This window comes from Micromonospora sp. IBSANI012, from assembly GCF_052814045.1.
Window position 1 is genome coordinate 5968663 of record NZ_CP199933.1, and the last position, 21260, is coordinate 5989922.

A 21260-nucleotide genomic window follows, 5' to 3' on the forward strand; every position below is an offset into this window, starting at 1 on the left:
GTACGCAGCGTCCCTGGCGCTCCGGGTCAGTACATCGAAAGATGAACATGGTTTGTGTGGTCGGCGGCCGGGCTGCCGGATCCGCTGTACGACCGCCAACCCGTGTTCGGCATCCAGATCTGCCGGTACCAGATCACGTAGAGCACGCCGAGCCGGCTGGCGTTGTTCTTGAAGTAGTTGGCCAGGCTGTCGCCGTACGCCTTGTCCCCGCCGGTGGCCGTGCGGTCCTCGAACCCGCCGGTGGCGGCGGCGAAGTCGCAGGCCCGCCCCTTCGGGTGCTCACCGTCGCCGCCGCTGCGGAAGCAGGAGACGTACCGCTTGTAGCCGGCGGCCTGGGCCTGCCGGAGGGCGTGCAGGGTGCGCGGGGTGATGCAGCCGTTGGTGGTCGGGTCGTCGACCGAGCAGGACTCCGACGGCCAGGACCCGTCCGAGTTGCGCGGCGCCGGGCTCGCCGAACGCGAGCCGCCGCTGAAGCCGGAACTCGTGCCGGAACTGACCGTGGCGAGCGCCCGCTCGGCGTCCCGCTTCCGCTTGGCCAGCGCGGCGAGCTGCTTCTGCTGCTCGCGCACCTCGTTGTCGATGGCCGCCTTGGCCTGCGCGGCGGTCTGCTTGGCCTCGGACAGCTCGCGTAGCCGCTTGGCGTCCCGCTGGCCCATCACGTCCAGCTCGGCGGCGCGTTGCAGCAGCGCCTGCGGGCTGGCGCTGTTCAGCAGCGCCGAGGCGGTGCTCAACCGACCCAGCCGGTACGACTGCGCGGCGACCTCGCCGACCTGGGCGTTCAGCCCGACCAGCCGCCCCTCGACCGTCTTCAGCTCGCCGGTCAGGGCGGCCTGGCGACGCTTGGAGTTGTCCAGCTTCGCCTTGGCCTCGATGTGGCCCTTGGCGGCGGCCTCCAACGCCTCACGGAGCTTCTTGGTGCCACCCTCGTTCGGCTCCGCGGCGGCCGGCGCGACGCCGGCGCCGAGCAGCAGCGCCACGACGGCGAGCAGCACGATCAGCGGCCGGCGGGCGGCCGGCCTGGTGAGGCTGGTCCTCGGCACGACAGTGTCCTTCCTCGGCCGCCAGGGGGACGGCGGCGCGGCGGCGGCCCCGCCGGGCTCCGAAAGGACGGGCCTGCGGGCGGCGACCGCCGGACACGATACCGGACCCAGGCCGGTTGACCAGGCCCGCAACCGCCGAGGGCATAGATCGTCGACGCAGCGTCCCGACGTGGTCGCAGAGCGCCGCGACAGCCTGCCGGCCTCGTCTGCGGCGTCGTGATCCACTCCGATTGCGGCGAGTCGCGGCTTTCGGCCGCCCCGACACCGCGACGCGCCGCAAACGCGGCGGAAAGCCGAAGGGTCGGGTCAGCCGCCGAGGAGGGCGCCGCGGACCTCGTGCCAGGTCCGCTCGTCGGCCGCGACCAGCAGCCCCTTGTCGTCGTCGGCCGGGTGGTACTCGGCGCCGTCGAACCGGCGGGCCACGCCGCCGGCCTCCCGCACCAGCAGCACTCCTGGGGCGTGGTCCCAGGGCAGGGTCCGCCAGAAGAGCACGAACTGCTGCTCGCCGGTGAGCAGGTCGAGGTACTCCCGTCCGGCGCAGTGCTGCCCGGCCAGCAGTTCGCCGATCCGCTCCCCGCCCGCCTCGGCGGTCCGGCGGGTCTCCGGCGGCAGGAACCGGGTCATCGCGGTGCCGCGCAACGCGCCGAGCGGCGGTACGCCGTCGGCGGTACGCACCGGTCGGCCGTCGAGCACGGTGCCCTCCCCGGCGACGGCCACCGCCAGCGTCTCGGCGAGCGGGTCGAGCACCCAGGCGGCGGCCGGCTCGCCATCGGTGAGCAGCGCGACCATCAGCGCGAACGGGCGTCGGCCGGCGGCGAAGTTGCCGGTACCGTCGATCGGGTCGACCACCCATACGTCGCCGTCGCCGCGCAGGTGGCGCAGCAGGGACGGATCGTCGGCGACCGCCTCCTCGCCGACCACCACCGAACCCGGCCGCAGCCGGCGCAGCGCGGCGGAGATCTTCTCCTCCGCCCGCCGGTCGGCCACCGTGACCAGGTCGCCGGGGGCCTTCTCGGCGACGTCGGCGACGTCCAGCCGGCGGAACAGGGGCAGCACGACCTCGGCCGCGGTCTCCCGCAGCAGCTCGCCGACGTCGTCCCGCAGCCGGTCAGCCACGCGGCGGGAGCTTGACCACGCTGACGAAGAACTCGTCGATCTGCCGGACCACCGAGATGAAGCGCTCGAAGTCGACCGGCTTGGTCACGTAGGCGTTGGCGTGCAGCTGGTAGCTGCGCAGGATGTCCTCGTCGGCCTGGGAGGTGGTGAGCACCACGACCGGGATGCGGCGGAGCTGCTCGTCCTCCTTGATCTCCTCCAGCACCTCGCGGCCGTCCCGGCGGGGCAGGTTCAGGTCGAGCAGGATCAGGTCCGGCGTCACCGCGTCGCCGTACGGGTCCTCGCGGCGCAGGTAGGCCAGCGCCTCGGCGCCGTCGGAGACGACGGTGAGCCGGTTGCGCAGCTTGTGCTCCTCGAACGCCTCCTGGGTCATCAACACGTCACCCGGGTCGTCCTCGACCAGCAGGACCTCGATCGGGCTCTTGCCGTCCGCTGGCGCGGTCATCTCACCGTCTCCTTCATGCCACCCGTTGTACCGTGCTCCGGCGCCGCCTCGGGCGTGTCTGCGCCCGCCGGGCCGTCCGGCTGCCGGCCCACGGTCGGCGCGGAAGTCTCCGGCTCACCGTCGGCGTCAATCTCCACCACCGAGGCCAGGTCGTCACCCGCCGGCTCCTCGCCGGTGACCGCCTCGACCTCGGCCTCCGCCGCCGCCCGGGCCGCCTCGACGTCCTCCGGCAGCGCCGGCAGGGTGAAGCGGATCGCGGTGCCCTCGTCGGTGTCGGTGTCCACCCAGACCCGGCCACCGTGGTACTCCACGATCTTCTTGACGATCGCCAGGCCGATGCCGGTGCCGGGGTACGCGTCCTTGGCGTGCAGCCGCTGGAAGATCACGAAGATCTTGTCGGCGAACTCCGGCTCGATCCCGATGCCGTTGTCCTGGCAGGTGATCTCCCACTCGTCGTCGACGAGCCGGGCGGAGACGTGCACCTTCGGCGTGACGTCCGGGCGGCGGAACTTGATCGAGTTGCTGACGAGGTTGGCCAGCAGGTTGGTCAGCAGCGGTTCCTCGCCGCGGATCACCGGCATCTCGTCCCAGGTCAGCGCGGCGTCGGCGTACTGGCGGGCAGCCTCGGTCTGCCCGGCCACGTCGCCCATCACCTTGTTGAGGTCGACCTCGGTGAAGCCGGTGGTGAGCCGGCCGATCCGGGAGAAGGCCAGCAGGTCGTTGATCAGGCGCTGCATCCGCTGCGCGCCGTCGACCGCGAAGGCGATGTACTGGTCGGCCCGCTCGTCGAGCTGGCCGGCGTAGCGGCGCTGGAGCAGCTGGCAGAAGCTCGCCACCTTGCGCAGCGGCTCCTGGAGGTCGTGCGAGGCCACGTACGCGAACTGCTCCAGGTCGCGGTTGGAGCGGGTCAGCTCCTCGGCCTGCTTCTGGAGCTGGCTGTTGACCCACTCGATGCTCTCGCGCGCCTCGCGCACCTCGGCGAGTTCCCGGGCGATCTTCTGCCGCATCGCGTCCACGTCGCCGGCGAGCTGTTGGAACTCCGGTGGGCCGGACCCGGCGATGCGGTGCTGGTAGTCGCCCTCGGCGACCTCCCGTACCTGCTCGGCCAGCCCGGTCAGCGGCTTGATCACCATCCGGTCCAGCGACAGCAGCAGCACCGAGCCGGCCACCGCCACCACCACCGCCGCGACGATCAGCAGGACCACCAGGATGTTGCTGCTCTGGTAGACCTTGTCCGCCGTGCGCTGCCGCTCGTCGAGGATCTCGGCCTGGAGCGCGCCGGTCGAGGCCCGGATCTGGTCGAACTGCTGCCGTGCCTGGTCGGTGATGAGCGCCTGGCCGGCCGCCGTGCCGTCCCGCTCGGTGGTGGTGATCACCGGCTGGGCGACGGCGCTGCGCCAGTCGGCCGCCTGCTGCTCCACCACGGCCAACGCCCGCTGGATGTCGGGATAGTCACCGATCAGCGCGTTCATCTTGCTGACCGTGTCCCGCTCCTGCTGCAGGCCGCTGTCGTACGGGGCGAGGTCGGCGCGGTCGGCGCTGACCGCGTACCCCCGGATTGCGGTCTCCTGGTCGAGCAGGGCGTTCAGCAGTTCCTGGCCCTGCACTCGCAGCGGGCCGGTCTTCACCAGCACCGCGTCCATGTTCTGCCGGGTCTTGGTGGCCAGCGCGGCCTCGGCCGCGGCGAGCCCGAGCAGCAGCACCACGACCACGGTGAGCAGCACGCTCACCCGCCGGCGCAGCGTCCACCCGGGGCGGTACGAGTTCACCGGCCACCGCCGCGGGTGACCAGCAGCATGGCGACGTCGTCGGCGAGCGGACCACCGTTGATCTGCTCGGCCCGGCCGACCAGCCAGGCCGGCAGCTCGGCCAGCGGCACCGCCTGGTTGGCCGGCTCCTCCAGCAGGCCGACCAGCCCCGGCACGTCCAACCGGTCGTCGCCGTCGCCCACCCGTCCCTCGATCAGGCCGTCGGTGTACATCAACAGGGACCAGTCATCGGTGTCGAACTCCAGGTCGAACGCTACGGGTCGGCGGGGTCGTACCCCGAGGAGCAGGCCACCGCGCGCCGGGACCGGCGTGATCTTGCCCCCGGAGAGCAGCAGCGGCGGCGGGTGCCCGGCCAGCCGGACGGTGGCCCGGTTGCCGTTCAGGTCCAGCCGGACCGTGGCGACGGTGGCAAAGATCTCCTGGAGTCGGCGCTCGCTCATCAGCACCTGTTCGAGGGCGGGCAGCACGTCGTCGTCGGCGACTCCGGCCAGGATCAGCGCCCGCCAGGCGACCCGCAGCTCGACGCCGAGCGCGGCCTCGTCCACACCGTGCCCGCAGACGTCGCCGACGATCAGGTCGACCCGGTCGGGCCGGGTCTGCACGACGTCGAAGAAGTCCCCACCGATCAGGGCGGCGTGCCGGCCGGGACGGTAGAAGGTGTGCACCGACACCTCGTCGGTGCTCATCAGCGGCTGGGGCAGCAGGCCGCGCTCCAGGCGGGCGGACTCGGCCTGGCGCAGCTCCACCTCGCGCAGCCGCCGGGCGTTCTCGTCGGCCCGCTTGCGTTCCACCGCGTAGCGCAGCGCGCGGGTCAGCAGGACGCCGTCGACCTGTCCCTTGACCAGGTAGTCCTGGGCTCCCTCGGCGACCGCGACGATGCCCAGGTGCTCGTCGGAGCGGCCGGTCAGCACGCAGACCGCCGCGCCGCTGGCCATCTCCAGCACCTTGCGCAGGCCGTCCAGGCCCTGGGCGTCGGGCAGCCCGAGGTCGAGCAGCACGCAGTCGACGCCGGCCACCCGCTGCCGGGCCTCGCTGAGGCTGGTGGCGACCAGCAGGTCGATCATCGAGTTGGTCTCGGCGAGCAGCTCGCTCACCAGGAAGGCGTCACCCTCGTCGTCCTCGACCAGCAGAACCCGCAGCCGCTCGCCGGGCGGCAGGTTGGGGTTCGGCCCGAGGCCCCCCTGCGGGTACGGCGCCACGGAGGGACCGGCCATGCCGGGCCCCCGGTGCGGCCGGGTCACCGCCGCGAGACGCGGGAGTTCGCTGGTGATGTCGGGCTCCTTCCGAGTGCCCCGCTGATCCTGTATTAGACAACGGTCGCACACAACACGGCCGTGCCGGCACGGGCGTACCCGGGCAAGGCCGTCACACGGACAGCGGTCGGGCGGGAAGGAGCGTTACGGGAGGCCCCGGGGTGTCGCGGCTCACCCCCGGCGCGGTGCAGGATGATCCTCACCCTTCGCCCCACCCCCGAGGAGCCCGCCGTGGGCGCACCCGTAGTTCCCGCCGCCGAGGAGTCCCCCGGGCGCACCCCCGTGGTCCGCGCCGCCGATCGGGCGCTCGCCCGGCCGCGCCGTAGAGCGCTCGCCGCCGTCGCCGCGCTGGTCGCGCTGCTCGCCGTCGGCGCCGCCGTCCTGGTCGGCCTGCGTACCCCGGCGCCGCGTCCGGCGGACGCGCCGGCCGGCGAGTTCAGCGCCGCCCGGGCGTACCGGACGGTGCAGACCGTCGCGGCCCGCCCGCACGTCGCCGGCAGCCCGGCCAATGATCAGGTACGCGAGCACCTGGTCGGCGCGCTGCGTGGCCTCGGGCTGGAGACCGAGGTGCAGGACGCCGTCGCCCCGGAGGCCGGCCAGCTCCAGCGGGGCAACGGCAACTACTCGATGGGTCGGGTCCGCAACGTGGTCGCCCGACTTCCCGGCACGGACTCGACCGGCAGGATCTTCCTGGTCGCGCACTACGACTCGGTGCAGTCCGGGCCGGGCGGCAACGACGACGGCGCCGGCACCTCCACCATCCTGGAGGTGGCCCGCGCGCTGACCACCGGGCCCCGCCCCCGTAACGACATCGTCTTCGTGCTCACCGACGCCGAGGAGGCGTGCCTGTGCGGCGCGTCGGCCTTCGTCGCCAGCCATCCGCTGGCCAAGGACGGCGGAGTGGTGCTCAACCTCGAGGCGCGCGGCTCGACCGGGCCGGTGATCATGTTCGAGACGTCGCGGAACAACGCGGACCTGGTGAAGCTGTTCGGCCGGGCGGCGCCACATCCGGTGGGCACCTCGTTCGCGGTGGAGATCTACCGACTGCTGCCGAACGACACCGACTTCACCCCCTTCCGCGACCAGTACGACCTCGACGACCGTCCGCGCTTCATCGGGTTGAACTCGGCCTACATCGACGGCGGCGCGATCTACCACACGCCCCTGGACACCCCCGAGGTGATGGACCGGGCCAGCCTCCAGCAGCACGGCGACAACGCGCTCGGCCTGGCCCGGGCGCTCGGCCGCGCCGACCTGCCGACGCTCTGGTCCGGCGACGACGCCACCTACTTTCCGGTGCCGGGTGGGCTGGTCCGCTATCCGGGCTGGCTGACCTGGCCGCTGGCCCTGGCCGCGGTGATCGGCGTTCTCGCGCTGGGTCTGTTCGCCCAGTCGCGGGGCCGGACCACCGGGAAGCGCCTGCTCGCCGGCTTCGGCCTGGCGCTGGTCCCGATCGTCCTCGCCCCGCTGACCGCCCAGCTGTTCTGGGCAGCGGTCACCGCGATCCGCCCCGGCCACGCCGAGCTGCTCGACCCGTACCGGCCGACCTGGTACCGGCTCGCCGTGGTGGCGCTCGCCGCGACGGTGCTCCTCGGCTGGTACGCGCTGGTCCGGCGCTGGGCCGGGCCGATCGCGCTGGCGATCGGCGGGCTGGCCTGGCTGGCCCTGCTCGGCGTGCCCCTCGCCCTGTTCGCACCGGGCGGGTCGTACCTGGTCGTCCTGCCCGCCCTGGCCGGCGTCGTCGCCGGCGTCGTCGCGCTGAACACCCGGATCGACGGGCCGTGGCCGGTGGTCGCGGTGACCGCGGCCGCAGCGGTGGGCGTGGTCATCCTGCTGCCCACCGTGGTGCTGCTCTTCCCCGCACTGGGCATGGCGATGGGCGGGGTCGCCGCCCTCTTCGCGGTGCTGCTCGGCCTGGCCGCGCTCCCGGTGGTCGACCTGCTGCACCCCCAGGCCGGCGGGCAACGTGCGATGCGCGCGCTCCGCGCCCGGAGGCTGGGCGCGTTGCCGGTCGGCGCCGCCGCGCTCGCGGCGGCGGTCTTCGCCGGGGTGGGGCTGTCCGTCGACCGCTTCGACGCCGCGCACCCCGCGCCGACCCACCTGATGTACGCCATGGACGCCGATACCCGGCAGGCGCGCTGGCTCAGCCACGAGGAGAACCCGCAGCCGTGGACCGCGCAGTACGTCGGCGGGGTGGCCAGGGTCGGTGGCGAGTTCCCCGGCCTCGACGACGCGGAACTGCGCTCGGGGCCCGCGCAGCCGGCCGACCTGCCCGCTCCGAAGCTGGAGGTGTTGAGCGACACCGCCGACGGCGACGTGCGCCTGCTGCGGCTGCGGGTGACCCCCCAGCGTCAGGTCCGCCTGCTCACCATGCATGTGGACGGGGACAGCGCCGAGGTGCTGAACGCCGAGGCGGAAGGTCGGATGAACGAGCTCTCCTGGCCATCGCCCAACCCACCGTGGACCGCGGGGTTGACCTTCCACGCGCCCCCGCCGGAGGGGATCGAGGTCACCCTGAAGCTGCTGCGCAAGGGCGAGCGGGTCCGGATCCGGGTGATGGACGTCAGCGACGGGCTGGACGGCCTGCCCGGCTTCCGCCCCCGGCCCGCGGGCGTCGGCGTGGCCGGCTCGCACAGCTCCGAGATGCTGGCGGTGGCCCGGACGTATCCGTTGTAGCCGGATCGGCGGGGGCCGGTGTTCCGTCCGGGCCCTGTGGAGCTGATGTCATGAACGATTCAGGCAGCGCGCTCGCTGTGGGTGGAATGGCCGGGTGGGGCGCTGATGGCCATGACGGCGGTGTCGTCGGTGAGCCCGGCACCGAAGGTACCGAGCAGATCGGTGACGGCGGCGACGGCGGCGACGGCGTTGGTGGGTGCGAGATCGGCGGCGAATCGGGCGAGCGCTGCGCTTCCGTAACGGCCGTCGGGGGTCTCGCTGCTGACGGTACGGGCCTCGGTGAGTCCGTCGCTGTAGAGCAGCAACGTATCGCCGGGATTCGCCACGACAGTGGTGTTGGTGTATTGGGAGTTCGGAAAGGCCCCCACGATGCGGCCCTTCGTGAATTGGTAGTCGGCGGAGCCGTCGGCCCTTAGCAGCAGTGGTTCGGGGTGTCCGCCGCTGGCGATGACCGCGGTGAATCCGCCGACGGCCGGTGTGGGTGTGAGGATGCCGAAGACGACAGTGCAGTAGCGCGCGTCCTCGCGGTATTCCTGCCAGAGCACGGTGTTGAGGTTGTGCAGCGCGGTGGCAGGGTCGGGGTTGTAGACGGTCGCGGCGCGCAACGTGTAGCGGGCCAGGGCGGTGACGGCGGCCGCTTCGACGCCTTTGCCGCTGACATCGCCGAGAAAGAATCCCCAGCGGCCGTCGTCGAGGGGGAACAGGTCGTAGAAGTCGCCGCCGACTTCGTCGGTGGAGGCCATCCGGTAGTACGCGGCGCTCTCCAGTCCAGGCGGGGCTTGCAGCACGGCGGGGAGCAGACTTCGTTGCAGTTTGCCGACGAGTTGCCGTAGCCGTTCGTCCTCGCGTTCCGCGGCTCTGCGGGCGTCGAGGAGCTCTCGTTCGTAGCTGCGGCGTTCGCTGGCATCGAAAATGGCCGTGCGGATGAGTTGGGGTTCGCCTTCGCTGCCGGCCTTGACGACGGAGGTGACGAGGACCGGCAGGCGGGAGCCGTCCTTGGTGCGAAGCTCCAGGGCGATCCCGCGGATCTCGCCCTGCATGGCCAGCATGGGTGCGAAGTGGGTTTCGTGATAGATGCGACCCCCGCCGGTGAGCAGATCGCTGAAGCGGCGCCGGCCGACGAGTTCCTCGCGGGTGTAGCCGAGCCAGGCCAGCAGGGTGCTGTTGATCTTCGCAATCGTGCCGTCCAGGAGGGTGGACAGGTTCCCGCACGGCGCGTTCTCGTACAGGTCTTCGAGGTTGTCTTCGAGCAACGACGGGAACCCCACCTCGCTCGGCCGGGCGCTCCCGTCATCGCTCCGACCTTGGCCGGAAGGATCACGCCCGGCAGCGGCGGTCATCGGTAAGCGGCCCTGACGAACGACGTGATCGCTGCGTTCGTGGCCTCCGGCGCGCTCAACTGGGGGCAGTGCCCGGTCGCGTCCAGGGTGACCAGCTGACTTCCGGCGATCTGCGCGTGTACGAATGCGCCGACCTCCGGCGGCGCGATGGCGTCCTGGGCGCACTGCAGGATCAGCGTGGGAACCTTGACTGCGGCGAGGTCGGCACGGTTGTCGGACAGGAACGTGGCACGGGCGAACACCTGCGCCATCGCGGGGTCCGTCCGGCAGAAACTTGCCGTCAGCTCTGCACCCAGCTCCGGCCGCTCCGGATTGCCCATGATCAGGGGGGCCATGCTCGACGACCAGCCGAGGTAGTTGCTGTCGAGCGACTCGAGCAACTCGTCGATGTCGTCGCGGGTGAAACCGCCTCGGTAGTTCGCGTCGTCGATGTAACACGGTGACGGCGTGACCAGCACGAGTGCGGAGAAGCGGTCCGGTTCGCGGTTTGCCGCGAGGACGCCGATGCTCGAACTGACCGAGTGTCCGACGAAGATCGGCTGCTGAAGGTCCAGGTCCTGGCAGATGCTCAGCACATCATCGGCGTAGCCGTCCAGGGAGGCGTACCGGTCGGCGTCCCAAGCCGCCGGGTCAGCCTGGCCTGATCCGACGTGGTCGAACAGCACCACCTGGGCCCATTGTCCGATTTCGGCGGTAAGGTGGCGCCACATGTGCTGGTCGCAGCCGAAGCCGTGCGCGAGCACGACGGTGGGACCGCCCTCGCGACCGGCCACCCTCACGTTGTTGCGGTTCCGCACACGCATTCACCTATCCTCCATCCTCGGCACCTCGGGACCAAGTGCCCGCTCACCTGGGCAAACCTTGTCGTGCCCGGCCTGCGAGCCCCGCAGGACGGCACACCCGAGCGCGAGCAACGGCGGAAGATGCTGCTTACTTCCAGCGGTAATGATCCTGTAGCAATGGAGACCCGATCAAACGGGGCGACACGCCGTCTGACCTGCGGGCCAGATAGCCATCGGTAGCCATCGTTTGTCACTGCTGGTCAGCGCTTCACGGCCTGACGACGGCCTGATCTTGTAGCCCCTCGTCGCCCAACGAGGCCTGCCGAAGCTTCCGCCCACGACGTCCGGTGGCTGAAGCCGTGCGCACTCGGCATGATCGTGCGATCGAACCCATCACGCTGGATCGGCGGTTCCGCCCATGGCGCTACGGCGTCGGCCATTCCCAACTGTTGCTGCACGCGCACGCCGGCAGCAGCCACGACGAGCACATCAATGTCTTTTTCGAAGATGTCCGCGCAGTCAAGCTCCGCTCGTCCTACCACCCGCTGATCCTTCAACCCGCAAACCAGGACACCCGCGCCAGCATCCTCGCCTTCGCCCAGGTGCCCCCATGCCACCAAGCCCGGTTCCTCTGCCTGACCCTGCCGACACCGGACGCCGAGTCCGGATTCATCGTCTGCGCACGAGCCACCGTCCTGGCCACCAACGCCAGCGGCCCTGGCGATGCCTACACCTGGAACGAGCACTCCCGTCTGCTCTACGTGCTGAAACAACCACGCCTGCCGTAACCCGATTGCCAGCCCGGGAAGCCTTCCGTCCGTCCCGGTTGCAACCCGAGTTAGTCACCCACTCGGCCGGCGTCGGCATTCCCCCGCTGCGCCTCCTAGCCATCCCGTCGGCCTTCGTCCGCACACTGTGGAGTGGGTGGGGCCTGCCCGGTCAAGGTGGAGCACCCAGCGGCTGAACGACCTTGACCGGGCAGGCCCTGCCCGCTCGGCTCTGCCCGGACGGAGGCTGTCGGGATGGCGCCAACCATCCCGGAGCGCCCGAGGCCCCGCCGGAGGCACCCGCCCTTGTCCCGATCAACACCGAAGCCCCGGATCTGCCAGCACACATGGCGGCCCGGGGCTTCGTCGTATGTCGCGCCGCCGGCGGGCTAACACCGACGCGCTGGCGGCCGAAGGCCAGAGGCGCGGCGGCGAGCCATCGGCCCGGCCCAGGTTCGGCGGCGCGAGCGGCCTGCGAAGCGGGCCGCCTTGATCTCGTACAGAAAGTTCTCACATAGCCCCGTTCTGGGGAATGTCGTGTCTCGGCACCTGTGTGACACATCGGTATCAGGACCTGAATGACACTCCGTCGCCTCTTAGCGCCGGCCCGACGGCTGGGCCAGGTCGGTGAGCTGGTCCGAATCGGCGGCGACGGATAGAAGGAACTGACCGGCCTTTGCCGTCGCCCGCCCGTGTAGCGCGGCCACGGCCGCAGATCCGTGTTCACCAACGCTGGCGCGTGGTACGAATGCCTCAACGCGGGCACAAAGCCACAGGACGGGCGGGTCGATGAGGAGTAGGGCGGGCGAGCTGCTGCGGAAGCCCGAGGAGCCACAGCAGGCGACGTTCCTGGAACTGTTCTTCGACCTTGTGCTCGTCCTAGCGATCACCCAGCTCTCACACGGGCTGATCCAGCACCTGACGTGGAGCGGCGCCTTCCAGGCGCTGGTGCTGCTGCTCGCCGTTTGGTGGGTCTGGACCTACACGGCGTGGATAACCGACTTGTACAACCCGCAACGGCCGGCGATACAGCTGCTGGTCATCGCAACCATGCTCGGTGTCTTCGTGATTGCGGTCGCGCTGCCCGACGCGTTCGGCAAGCGAGGCCTGGTCTTCGCAGGCACCTACGTCGCTATCCACATCGGCCGTCAACTCTTCCTCGTGCTCGCCCTGCGTGGCCACGGGGCGCAGCGTAGAGCCGCGCGGGCCTTGTTCTGGTTCGGCGTGTCCGCCGTGCCGTGGATCGCGGGGGCGCTCGCGGACGCGACGGCGCGAGGGGCGCTGTGGACACTCGCGTTGGCCGTGGAATACATGGCAGTCGTACTCCGCTTCCCCATTCCGGGGCTTGGCCGCCTACCCACATCGGCGTGGCCGATCGTGGCCGAGCACCTGGCCGAGCGATACCGGCAGCTTTTCATCATCGCGCTCGGCGAGTTGATCCTGCTCTCCGGTCTGACCCTTTATGGCAGCGGCGTTGCGCCCGACCGGACCGCGGCGGCCGTGGTGTCGTTCTCCACCACGGTGCTGCTGTGGCGGATCTACATCTACCGCGCTGGGGAGGTGCTGCCCGCTGTCATCGCAGCAGCGCCCGCCCCACACCGCCGTGCCCGATCGGCGGCGGTCGCTCATCTGATCATGGTGGCCGGTATCGTCGCCACCTCCGTCGGCGTCGAACTCGTCATCGCTCACCCGTTCGGGCACACCAAACCGGCCTGGATCGCCGTCATCCTCGGCGGGCCTGCGCTGTTCGTGGCCGGACGTGCCGTCTTCGAATACCAGGTCTTCAAGCGCGTCTCCCGGGATCGGCTGGTCGGACTGCTCGTGCTGGCCGCCCTGACACCGGCGGCGCTCCTCATGCCGCCGCTGCTGGCAGCCCTCGCCGCCACCGCAGTCCTAGCCGGGATCGCCATCGCCGACGCCGCCCGCGCGAGAAAACACCCACCCGAGCCGCCGTCACCACCCGGCTAGCCGGAAGTGTCACGCACGTCCTGATACCGGTCTGTCACGCAGGTCCCGAGACACGACACCCCGTTCTGGGGAGAGCAGGAAGGAGGACCTTGTGATAGACACTGGTCATGCCGGCCTCCTCCTACCTCATCGGCCGTCGCCTCGGCAAAGTCTCTCAGGTCCTCAACGACGGGCAAGATGTCGCGGATTTGTTGTTTGCGGCCCAACGCCTTGATGGCACCAACCTTTCAGGCGTCACCTTCAGGCACTGCACGTTCGCGAACATTAGTTTCAAAGACTGCGTCGTCGAGGACATGGCGTTCGTCGACTGCGTATTCGTGGATTGCTACTTCCGCGGCACCCTTCTTAAGCAATCCAAATTTGAGGCATGCAAGTTCATTGACTGCGACTTCACAAAGATTGACCTTCGCAGCAACGATTTCCGCTATTACAATCACTTCAAGGGATGCTGGCTTCCGCGCCGAGCCCTAGAGCACGGAGGATTACCAACCGAGCCAAACCTGAAGCATCACCTATGCGCGAATCTGTCTGACGAGGCGAGGTTGGCTGGCGCACTCAAGGACGCAGAGTGGTATAGGCAGGCAGGCGTCAAGGCTAAGGAAGCACACCTTTTCGCGGCAATGTTTCATTTGTCCCCCTACTATAAGGAAAAGTTCCAAGGCACCGAATGGGTGTCGGCCTATGTCGACTACATTGCCAGCCGCGCCCGTGGATGGCTTGGGGCTACAAGAGAAGCTACCAAGTCGTGCTTCGAAACTGGGCCATTGTAACTCTAATTGGGTTCCCCTTGCTACTCTTCCTTGGTAGGGATGGGCTGGAGAAGGCAAGTGGACCAATTCGCTGGACCGACGCATGGATAGCCAGCATCGGTTCAGTGCTTCCCGGATCTAGCATCTCTCAGATCAAATATGAATCCGAATTCGTGCAGACAGTGGCGTTCTTGGAAGTTCTGGTTGGATTCGTTTTTGCGGGTCTCATGGTGACCCTTCTATTCAGGGCGGTCTTCGAGCGATGGAAGTGACCGAGCCGTTCGTTGTCGTTCTCTATGGATCGCATGCCCGCGGTGCTGCAGATGAGCAAAGTGATCGCGATCTCCTAGTTGTGTCCGACGACTCTTCTGTCTATTCGGGCATCGAGGCTGCGAACCCCCAGGCTTGTGTCAGTCAGTACAGGTGGAATGAGTTTAGGGCCATGCGAAACGCCGGGTCGCCATTCCTCGTCCATCTGAAGCTTGAGGGCAGGGTTATCGGTGGAAACGACCATGGTCTTCGCCATTACCGTACACTCCTCGCGGACTTGCCCGCCTACGCAAAATCTCGCGAGGACGTCCGTGCATTCGACATGTCGCTCGATGACATAGAGTCGGCAATCCGAGAGCGGGACAGCACTCCAGAATTCGAGGCTGCGGCCGTTGCGACGACAATTCGGCACGCCGCCATTCTTGGTTGCTACCTATTAGGGCAGCCGAGGTTTGAGCGTTACGCTGCAATTGAGCACTTCTGTTCGCAGCGAAATCTCCCAGCCGAAATCGCGGAACAGTTTCCAAAAATCTATGCGTACCGCATGTCCCTTGCTCGTCTCCGTCGCTGGCCGGATGACGCGAACTATGAGTTGGTTAAGCTGTGGACCCAAAGAGCTAGGATCCTGGTAAAGGAGGTGGATCGACTTGCGGTATGAACGTTGTATTGCTCGACTAGACGAGGTCGTGCGGGCAGCCGATGAAGCGACATCGGCATATCTGATGCGCACGCGCCTTCAAAGAATGCTGGTAGCCACGACTCGCCTGATCGCTGCTGAACTTGGTGTGACTGTTCGGGGGCCTGTAGAGGTCGAGGTTCCGGCAGACGTGCCGGAGCACGTGCGGGCGATAGCGCCGTTGTTGAACTCCCTCACGGCGGAAAGCCGGCGCTTGGCTCAGCGGAGCGAGTCCCTAGATGAGCGGTGGCGGAAGGGCTGGGCTCGACTTAACGAGGATCTGGGCAAGCTGCGCGCCGTACTGGTTGATCTGGAGAAGGAGGCACGTGTGCCGTCTGCGGATGCTGCTAGCGGGGGTTCTAGCTGAGCCGGCCTGCGTCCCCGTACCATCCTTCTGTGGATGGACTCCTTCAGCGCGCGTCGCAGATTGCTGAACGCCACCTTTCGTGTCCGCTGCCTCGCAGATGGCGTCATGTGGAGGCTGTGGGTGCGAAAGCACAGCGGCTGGGGCTCTTGGTGGGTCCGGACGCTGAGCTGCTCGCCGCTGCGGCCTGGTTACATGATATTGGTTATGCGCCCGACGTTGCCGATACGGGGTTTCATTCCCTGGACGGTGCGAGGTGGCTGCTGCGCCAAGGCTTCAGTCTTCGACTGGCTGCTTTGGTTGCCCATCACTCGTGTGCATCCTACGAGGCGGACGAGCGTGGCCTGGGTGATGCGCTGGCGTCCGAGTTTCCCTTGGAAACGTCTGCTACATCGGATGCTCTCTGGTACGCAGACATGACAACCGGACCGGACGGCCAAGACTTCACCGTCCAGGAACGCCTTGCTGAAATCCGAGAAAGGTATGGCCCAGACGATTTGGTGACACGCTTCTGGATGAAGGCCGAGCAACCGCTAATAGAAGCCGTCCGGCGGACGCAAGCGAGGATGGCGTCTCACCCAATGTAAGGCTCGTTCCGCCGCTCGTAACCGTGTTCGATACGGAGTCTCATCGATGGGTGCATTGCTAGCTCGTTTAGTTCGTCGCGCCTGACCCACTGGACAGCCGACGACTCATCGCTCGTGGTCGGCTCGCCGCTCAGGTACTGGCCGCGAAAGCAGATCGAAAACTGCTGCCGCACCTCGCCGTCGCTGTACTCCACGACGTGGTTCGGGTTGGTGTAGATCCCAACCACGCCGGTCACCTCGACCTCGACGCCGGTCTCCTCGCGCGTCTCCCGTACGGCAGTCTCGGCGATGTACTCGCCGAAGTCCTGGGCGCCGCCGGGCAGTGCCCACAGGCCGTTGTCGGTTCGCTGGATCAGCAGCACCCGTCCATGCTCGTCCTGAACGAAGACGGTTACGGCCACGACGATGCTGTTCGGCTTCGGGGCGTTCGGGTTGTTGAAGTGCTCGATCCGGTCGGAGGAATCCACGCGGAGTCCTAAATGAGGGCGGTGCCCACCACAAGCGCGATGATGCCTGTGACCCAACCGAAGAGCAGGCCCAGGCCGAGGCCGCGGTCGCCGCGTAAGACCAGCACACTGCCCGGCACCGCGCAGCAGGCGAACAGTGCCAGCTGGAGGAGTACGACCAGGCAATCCACCATGAACAGCGAGTCCGGGCTCGCGTAGTGGACGAACGTGTAGTACGAGAAAAGCCAAAGGCCGCTTGCGGGCAGGTGGCCGGCGAGGGCGATGCCGATGCCGGCGGCGAAGCGCCCAGGTCTGACCAACCCCAGGCGTGCCGGCAGTTCAGCCGGTACCGATGGCCGCTGCTGCGGTCCTGCCCACTCGGGATCGGGCGAAGAGGGAGGCGGAGCAGCCATCACAATTGGCCTCCACGGCCGCATCTCGCAAGCCACGCTGTGCGATTCCGTGGAGAGACCCGAAGCATGCACGGAGACTACGGCGACCCGGCGTGCACGTGGGGCCCCTCTGAAGCGCTGCTCGGCCCAAGGCGCCGACGGACGCGGCGTTGCGGTTCCCTAGGCTCCGCCGAATGTCCCGCAGATCCTGATAACGAACTGTCACGCAGGTCCTGAGACCGGACAGCCGGCTGCCGGCGGAGTTGTTCAAAGTTTCTGTACGTCTTCAAGGCGGCCCGAGACGGGCCGCACGCACCGCCGCCTGGGCGCGCGCCGGCCGCTTAGCTGTCGCACGCGGCCGACACGCCAACGCCCGGCGGCTGGCGCGGAAGCGGAAAGCCCAAGGGCCGCCGCAGAACGACAGACCTTTTCGGTGAGGGATTAAGCCGGCAGCCGGCCGGGCCGCGCGGCCACGAGCCCGCGCGGCGCAAGGAAACGCACGCCAGCCGCGACGGCGACCTGGCGGCGGTCGCGAGGTTGCGGCTACTGCGCCTCCGGCGGGGGCGCTCGGGCTCCGAGATGGTTGCAACCCGTCGGCGGGTTGCGGTCCGTGGTTGGTTGCGCGGGCCATCCCGCCGGCCGGCGACCCGGGCAAGCCGAGCAGACCACCGCCCGACCCGCCAGCGTTCCGACCGCGCGTCAAGGCCGTCTTGACGTCTGCCTGGCCGCGGCACTACCGCCGTCGACCACCGCTTCGCCAGCGGCCGATTGAATCGCCGCCGGGCACAGATCCGGCACAACCGAGCGCGAGCAACGGCGGAAGATGTCGGAAACCGACGGAATGCGTTCCGGCAGGTCGGAGGCCGTTTGGGAGTGACGTGGGAGGTCGGAGAACCGAGGCTTCTACTTCCAGCGGAAGTGCACGAAGAGCCGGCCGAAGTTCTTCGAGTCCTTCTCGACCCGGTGGTAGAGCTGCTTGACGTCCTTCTGGTCGAGGAACCGCAGCACCCGCTTCTTGAGCTGCCCGGAGCCCTTGCCGGGGATGATCTCGACGAGGGTGGCCTTCTTCGCCACCGCCTCGTCCATGATCCCGCGCAGCGCCCGGTCGATGTCGTGGCCCTTGTTGAAGATCTCGTGCAGGTCCAGCTTCAGCTTCATGCCGCGCCCACCGCCAGGTCAGCTCCCATGCGCCCAATCGTAGGCGGGCCCGCGGCCGGCCCGCGGACACGCGTCGGGGCGGCCCCGCAGGGCCGCCCCGAGGATCGTGCGTCAGCGACCGAGCCCGACCCGGGTCTCCACCCGGCGCAGCGCGGTCGTGTAGTCGTCGTTGGTCGAGTGCATCGCCGCGGCGATCCGCAGGTGCCGCAGCGCGTCCGCGTGCCGGTTCAGCCGCTCCAGCGTGCGGCCCAGCACGTGGTGTGCGTAGTGGTCGCTCGGGTCCCGCTCGACCAGCTCGCGCAGCTGCTCCTCGGCCCGGTTCAGCTGGGCCGACTGGAAGTACGCGCGGGCCAGCAGCTGGCGTACCGAGGAGTTGCCGGGCTCGGCCTCCACGATCGGCTCCAGCAGCCGGGCCGCCCCGGTCGGGTCACCCGCTTCGAAGAACATGGTCGCCCGCCGGTACTCCGCGAGAAGATCCATCCCGACCCACCTCCTCCTGTCGAGCCGTCTCTCGTCCGACGCTGGCACAACACCGGCCGCTCCGCGAGTGTTCCTGGACCGCAATCGCTCAGGGGGCCGGGTCGTACCGGCCGTCGATCAGCTCCCACGCCCGGACACCGCCCACGATCCCGGCCGTGTTCGGGACGACCACGACATCCTCGCCCATTCGGGCCAGTTGCTCCGGCCGGATCAGCCGGGAGTTGCCCCCGCCCAGGTAGAGCCGGTCCCAGCGGAACACCGGGCGCAGGCCCTCCACCACCTGCCGGATCCGGCGGGACCAGAACGCGTCGCCGAGCCGGCGCCGCTCCGGCTCCCCGACGTACGTGTCGTAGGTGGTGCCCCAGCGCACCGGCGCGTGCGACAGCTCCAGGTGCGGGGCGAGGCGCCCGCCGTCGAACAGCGCGCTGCCCAGCCCGGTGCCGAGGGTCAGCACCAGCTCGCAGCCGGTCCCGGCGACCACCCCGGCCCCGTGCACCTCGGCGTCGTTGAGCACCAGCGCCGGCACCCCGAAGGCGTCGCCGAGCGCGCTGCGGACGTCGTACCCGGACCACTCGACGACCAGGTCCGGGTCGACCCGGCTGCGCGGCCCGGAACGGGTCACGTAGTGCGGGGTGGCCACCACCACGCCGTGCCGGATCATGCCGGGCATCCCGACGGTCACCCGGTCCGCCGCGGGCAGCCGGGCGCCGAGTTCCACCAGCGTCTTGACGAAGAGCGCCGGCGGCAGGGGGTACGGCGTGGGCACCCGCAGCGGCCGGGCGCGCATCGTGCCGGCGGCATCCAGCACGCTCGCCTTGATCCCGCCACCGCCGCAGTCGATCGCCAGTGTGGTCACCACGGGAGTGAGTCTGCCTCGCGTCCCAGGCCCGCGTACCGCGGGTCGCCCGATCCGGCGCGCGCGGCGGCGACGGTACGCTCGGCTCCTCATGAGCGCCACGCTGATCGTCAAGGACCTCGCCGCCGGGCACGGTGACCGGCTGCTCTTCTCCGACCTGGAGCTGGTGGTCGCCCCCGGCGACGTGGTCGGGCTGGTCGGGGTCAACGGGGCCGGCAAGTCCACCCTGCTGCGCACCCTGGCCGGGCTGCTGCCAGTGGAGCTGGGCAGCGTGTCGCTGAACCCGCCCACCGCCACCGTCGGCTACCTGCCACAGGAGCCCGAGCGCCGGCCGGGCGAGGCCGTCCGCGACTTCCTGGCCCGGCGCACCGGGGTCACCGCGGCGCAGGCCGCGCTGGACGCGGCCACCGAGGCGCTGACCGCGGGCGGGCCCGGCGCGGACGACGCGTACGCGGACGCGCTGGAGCGCTGGCTCGGTCTCGGCGGCGCGGACCTGGAGGAGCGCGCGGAGCAGGTCGCCGCGGAGCTGGGGCTGACCGTCGACCTGGACCACCCGATGACCGCCCTCTCCGGCGGCCAGGCGGCCCGGGCCGGGCTGGCGTCGCTGCTGCTCAGCCGGTACGACATCTTCCTGCTCGACGAGCCCACCAACGACCTGGACCTGGCCGGTCTGGAACGGCTGGAGCGGTTCGTCACCGGGCTGCGCGCCGGCACGGTGCTGGTCAGCCACGACCGCGAGTTCCTGACCCGGACGGTGACCCGGGTGCTGGAGCTGGACCTCATCCAGCAGCAGGTCCGGCACTACGGCGGCGGGTACGCGGCGTACCTGGAGGAGCGCGAGGTGGCCCGCCGGCACGCCCGCGCCGACTACGAGGAGTACGCCGACACCCGCGCGTCGCTGGAGGCCCGGGCCCGCACCCAGCGCGCCTGGATGGAGAAGGGCGTGAAGAACGCCCGGCGCAAGGCCACCGACAACGACAAGATCGGCCGCAAGTTCCGGGCCGAGGCGACCGAGAAGCAGGCGGCGAAGGCGAAGCAGACCGAGCGGCTGATCGAGCGGCTGGAGGCGGTCGAGGAGCCGCGGCGGGAGTGGGAGCTGCGGATGGAGATCGCCGCCGCGCCCCGGGCCGGCGCGGTGGTGGCCTCGCTGCGCGGCGCCGTCGTCCGCCGGGGCGGCTTCACCCTCGGCCCGGTGGACCTCCAGATCGACTGGGCGGACCGGGTGGCGATCACCGGGGCGAACGGCTCCGGCAAGAGCACCCTGCTCGCCGCGCTGCTGGGCCGGCTGCCGCTGGACGCCGGGCACGCCGCGCTCGGCCCGGGCGTGGTGGTCGGCGAGGTCGACCAGGCTCGGGGGCTCTTCCTCGGCGATCAGCCCCTGGTGGACGCGTTCGGTGCCGCCGTACCCGAGCTGACCCCGGCGGACGTGCGGACGCTGCTGGCCAAGTTCGGCCTGCGCGCGGAGCACGTGCTGCGGCCGGCGGCGACCCTCTCCCCCGGCGAGCGGACCCGGGCGGCGCTGGCGCTGTTGCAGGGGCGGGGGGTCAACCTGCTGGTGCTCGACGAGCCGACCAACCACCTGGACCTGCCGGCGATCGAGCAGCTGGAGTCGGCGCTGGCCAACTACCCGGGGACGCTGCTGCTGGTGACCCACGACCGGCGGATGCTGGACGCGGTGAGCGTCAACCGGCGGCTGCGGGTGGATGCCGGACGGATCGCCGAAGATTGATCCGTGCCGACCGGCGCGCGGCGGGTGAGAATGAGCCCATGCTCAAGTGGGAGTACGCGCTGCTGGTGCGGCGACGTCAGGCGGCCACCAACGACATCGGGTGGGAGGTCGTCTTCGTCTGGTACGGCCCGGACGGCTCGATGGTCGACGTCACGCCGTACGGCGACACCGCGCTGGCCCACCTGAACCGGGCCGGCGACCAGGGCTGGGAGCTGGTGGCGATGAGCGAGGACCCGTCGCTGCCCGGCAACACCGAGCTGCACCGCTACCACCTCAAGCGGCCGAAGGCGACCGCCGCGCCGCGCCAGCGGATACGGGGCGGGGGCCGGTCCGCCCGGCGCACCATTTCCGGCTGAACCGGGCGCGCCACGCATACCGGGCGGCGATGCGGGTAACG

19 protein-coding genes and 1 pseudogene are annotated in these 21260 nt (G+C 69.7%); 8 read left to right on the forward strand and 12 right to left on the reverse strand.

All coding sequences use genetic code 11. The features are described 5' to 3' along the window. Nucleotides 1–26: 26 nt before the first annotated feature. The 5 genes from ACTWM8_RS27625 to ACTWM8_RS27645 form a co-directional block, all read right to left on the reverse strand. Nucleotides 27–989 (reverse strand): coiled-coil domain-containing protein, encoded by a 963-nt coding sequence (locus ACTWM8_RS27625; protein WP_446214698.1) that lies wholly within the window; start codon nt 987–989, stop codon nt 27–29. Nucleotides 990–1346: 357 nt separating this feature from the next. After that, the gene (locus tag ACTWM8_RS27630) at nt 1347–2156 is read right to left on the reverse strand and encodes an inositol monophosphatase family protein (protein WP_446211494.1); all 810 of its coding nucleotides are present in this window, start codon (nt 2154–2156) and stop codon (nt 1347–1349) included. Next, entirely contained in the window at nt 2149–2601 is a 453-nt protein-coding gene (locus ACTWM8_RS27635) for a response regulator (RefSeq protein ID WP_446211495.1), read from the reverse strand. The genes ACTWM8_RS27630 and ACTWM8_RS27635 overlap by 8 nt, the downstream gene beginning before the upstream one ends. Continuing rightward, nucleotides 2598–4370, reverse strand: a complete 1773-nt coding sequence (locus tag ACTWM8_RS27640) for a sensor histidine kinase (RefSeq protein WP_446211496.1) — start codon at nt 4368–4370, stop codon at nt 2598–2600. The genes ACTWM8_RS27635 and ACTWM8_RS27640 overlap by 4 nt, the downstream gene beginning before the upstream one ends. Continuing rightward, nucleotides 4367–5584 carry a PP2C family protein-serine/threonine phosphatase gene (locus ACTWM8_RS27645; RefSeq protein ID WP_446211497.1) on the reverse strand — a complete coding sequence of 406 codons (1218 nt, stop codon included), beginning with the start codon at nt 5582–5584 and terminating at the stop codon, nt 4367–4369. The genes ACTWM8_RS27640 and ACTWM8_RS27645 overlap by 4 nt, the downstream gene beginning before the upstream one ends. 270 nt (nt 5585–5854) lie before the next feature. Here ACTWM8_RS27645 and ACTWM8_RS27650 point away from each other — a divergent pair, with 270 nt between their 5' ends. After that, a complete protein-coding gene (locus tag ACTWM8_RS27650; protein ID WP_446211498.1) occupies nt 5855–8299 on the forward strand; it encodes a M28 family peptidase in 2445 nt (814 codons plus the stop codon). A 59-nt stretch (nt 8300–8358) separates the two neighbouring features. Here the strand turns inward: ACTWM8_RS27650 and ACTWM8_RS27655 are convergent, their stop codons facing one another. Both ACTWM8_RS27655 and ACTWM8_RS27660 read right to left on the reverse strand, forming a co-directional pair. After that, entirely contained in the window at nt 8359–9552 is a 1194-nt protein-coding gene (locus ACTWM8_RS27655) for a PP2C family protein-serine/threonine phosphatase (RefSeq protein ID WP_446211499.1), read from the reverse strand. Nucleotides 9553–9635: 83 nt separating this feature from the next. Then, complete coding sequence (locus ACTWM8_RS27660; protein WP_446211500.1) at nt 9636–10442, reverse strand: alpha/beta fold hydrolase; 807 nt, start codon at nt 10440–10442, stop codon at nt 9636–9638. Between the two features lie 326 nt (nt 10443–10768). Here ACTWM8_RS27660 and ACTWM8_RS27665 point away from each other — a divergent pair, with 326 nt between their 5' ends. The 5 genes from ACTWM8_RS27665 (at nt 10769) to ACTWM8_RS27685 (ending at nt 15802) form a co-directional block, all read left to right on the forward strand. After that, on the forward strand, nt 10769–11209 hold the full coding sequence (locus tag ACTWM8_RS27665) for a hypothetical protein (RefSeq protein ID WP_446211501.1): 441 nt from the start codon (nt 10769–10771) through the stop codon (nt 11207–11209). A 768-nt stretch (nt 11210–11977) separates the two neighbouring features. Beyond that, a complete protein-coding gene (locus ACTWM8_RS27670; protein WP_446211502.1) occupies nt 11978–13156 on the forward strand; it encodes a low temperature requirement protein A in 1179 nt (392 codons plus the stop codon). 107 nt (nt 13157–13263) lie between these two features. Then, on the forward strand, nt 13264–13926 hold the full coding sequence (locus tag ACTWM8_RS27675; RefSeq protein ID WP_446211503.1) for a pentapeptide repeat-containing protein: 663 nt from the start codon (nt 13264–13266) through the stop codon (nt 13924–13926). 241 nt (nt 13927–14167) lie between these two features. Continuing rightward, a complete protein-coding gene (locus tag ACTWM8_RS27680) occupies nt 14168–14833 on the forward strand; it encodes a nucleotidyltransferase domain-containing protein (RefSeq protein ID WP_446211504.1) in 666 nt (221 codons plus the stop codon). A 534-nt stretch (nt 14834–15367) separates the two neighbouring features. After that, the gene (locus tag ACTWM8_RS27685; RefSeq protein WP_446214699.1) at nt 15368–15802 is read left to right on the forward strand and encodes an HD domain-containing protein; all 435 of its coding nucleotides are present in this window, start codon (nt 15368–15370) and stop codon (nt 15800–15802) included. On the opposite strand, the gene ACTWM8_RS27690 is transcribed toward ACTWM8_RS27685, so the two are convergent. The 5 genes from ACTWM8_RS27690 to ACTWM8_RS27710 all read right to left on the reverse strand — a co-directional run bounded on the left by ACTWM8_RS27690 (nt 15790) and on the right by ACTWM8_RS27710 (nt 19137). Then, complete coding sequence (locus ACTWM8_RS27690) at nt 15790–16269, reverse strand: NUDIX hydrolase (protein ID WP_446211505.1); 480 nt, start codon at nt 16267–16269, stop codon at nt 15790–15792. The two genes, ACTWM8_RS27685 and ACTWM8_RS27690, sit on opposite strands and share 13 nt — an antisense overlap. A gap of 8 nt (nt 16270–16277) precedes the next feature. Next, on the reverse strand, nt 16278–16661 hold the full coding sequence (locus tag ACTWM8_RS27695) for a hypothetical protein (protein ID WP_446211506.1): 384 nt from the start codon (nt 16659–16661) through the stop codon (nt 16278–16280). An 882-nt stretch (nt 16662–17543) separates the two neighbouring features. Further along, a complete protein-coding gene (locus ACTWM8_RS27700; RefSeq protein WP_030329768.1) occupies nt 17544–17798 on the reverse strand; it encodes a Smr/MutS family protein in 255 nt (84 codons plus the stop codon). A 111-nt stretch (nt 17799–17909) separates the two neighbouring features. After that, nucleotides 17910–18278, reverse strand: a complete 369-nt coding sequence (locus ACTWM8_RS27705) for a tetratricopeptide repeat protein (RefSeq protein WP_088960164.1) — start codon at nt 18276–18278, stop codon at nt 17910–17912. Nucleotides 18279–18366: 88 nt separating this feature from the next. Beyond that, nucleotides 18367–19137, reverse strand: coding sequence for an ROK family protein (locus ACTWM8_RS27710; protein ID WP_446211507.1), 771 nt, complete (start codon nt 19135–19137; stop codon nt 18367–18369). Nucleotides 19138–19225: 88 nt separating this feature from the next. Here ACTWM8_RS27710 and ACTWM8_RS27715 point away from each other — a divergent pair, with 88 nt between their 5' ends. After that, complete coding sequence (locus tag ACTWM8_RS27715; RefSeq protein ID WP_446211508.1) at nt 19226–20863, forward strand: ABC-F family ATP-binding cassette domain-containing protein; 1638 nt, start codon at nt 19226–19228, stop codon at nt 20861–20863. A 38-nt stretch (nt 20864–20901) separates the two neighbouring features. Continuing rightward, nucleotides 20902–21147 (forward strand): annotated as a pseudogene (locus ACTWM8_RS27720) (hypothetical protein); the annotation flags it as partial. Between the last annotated feature and the right edge of the window lie 113 nt (nt 21148–21260).

Excerpts from the sequence above, each read along its gene's own strand:
- ACTWM8_RS27675 (WP_446211503.1), top strand. The coding sequence starts at position 13,264 with ATGCCGGCCTCCTCCTACCTCATCGGCCGTCGCCTCGGCAAAGTCTCT.
- ACTWM8_RS27695 (WP_446211506.1), bottom strand. The coding sequence starts at position 16,661 with ATGGCTGCTCCGCCTCCCTCTTCGCCCGATCCCGAGTGGGCAGGACCG.
- ACTWM8_RS27705 (WP_088960164.1), bottom strand. The coding sequence starts at position 18,278 with ATGGATCTTCTCGCGGAGTACCGGCGGGCGACCATGTTCTTCGAAGCG.
- ACTWM8_RS27700 (WP_030329768.1), bottom strand. The coding sequence starts at position 17,798 with ATGAAGCTGAAGCTGGACCTGCACGAGATCTTCAACAAGGGCCACGAC.
- ACTWM8_RS27670 (WP_446211502.1), top strand. The coding sequence starts at position 11,978 with ATGAGGAGTAGGGCGGGCGAGCTGCTGCGGAAGCCCGAGGAGCCACAG.
- ACTWM8_RS27645 (WP_446211497.1), bottom strand. The coding sequence starts at position 5,584 with ATGGCCGGTCCCTCCGTGGCGCCGTACCCGCAGGGGGGCCTCGGGCCG.
- ACTWM8_RS27660 (WP_446211500.1), bottom strand. The coding sequence starts at position 10,442 with ATGCGTGTGCGGAACCGCAACAACGTGAGGGTGGCCGGTCGCGAGGGC.
- ACTWM8_RS27680 (WP_446211504.1), top strand. The coding sequence starts at position 14,168 with ATGGAAGTGACCGAGCCGTTCGTTGTCGTTCTCTATGGATCGCATGCC.
- ACTWM8_RS27715 (WP_446211508.1), top strand. The coding sequence starts at position 19,226 with ATGAGCGCCACGCTGATCGTCAAGGACCTCGCCGCCGGGCACGGTGAC.
- ACTWM8_RS27635 (WP_446211495.1), bottom strand. The coding sequence starts at position 2,601 with ATGACCGCGCCAGCGGACGGCAAGAGCCCGATCGAGGTCCTGCTGGTC.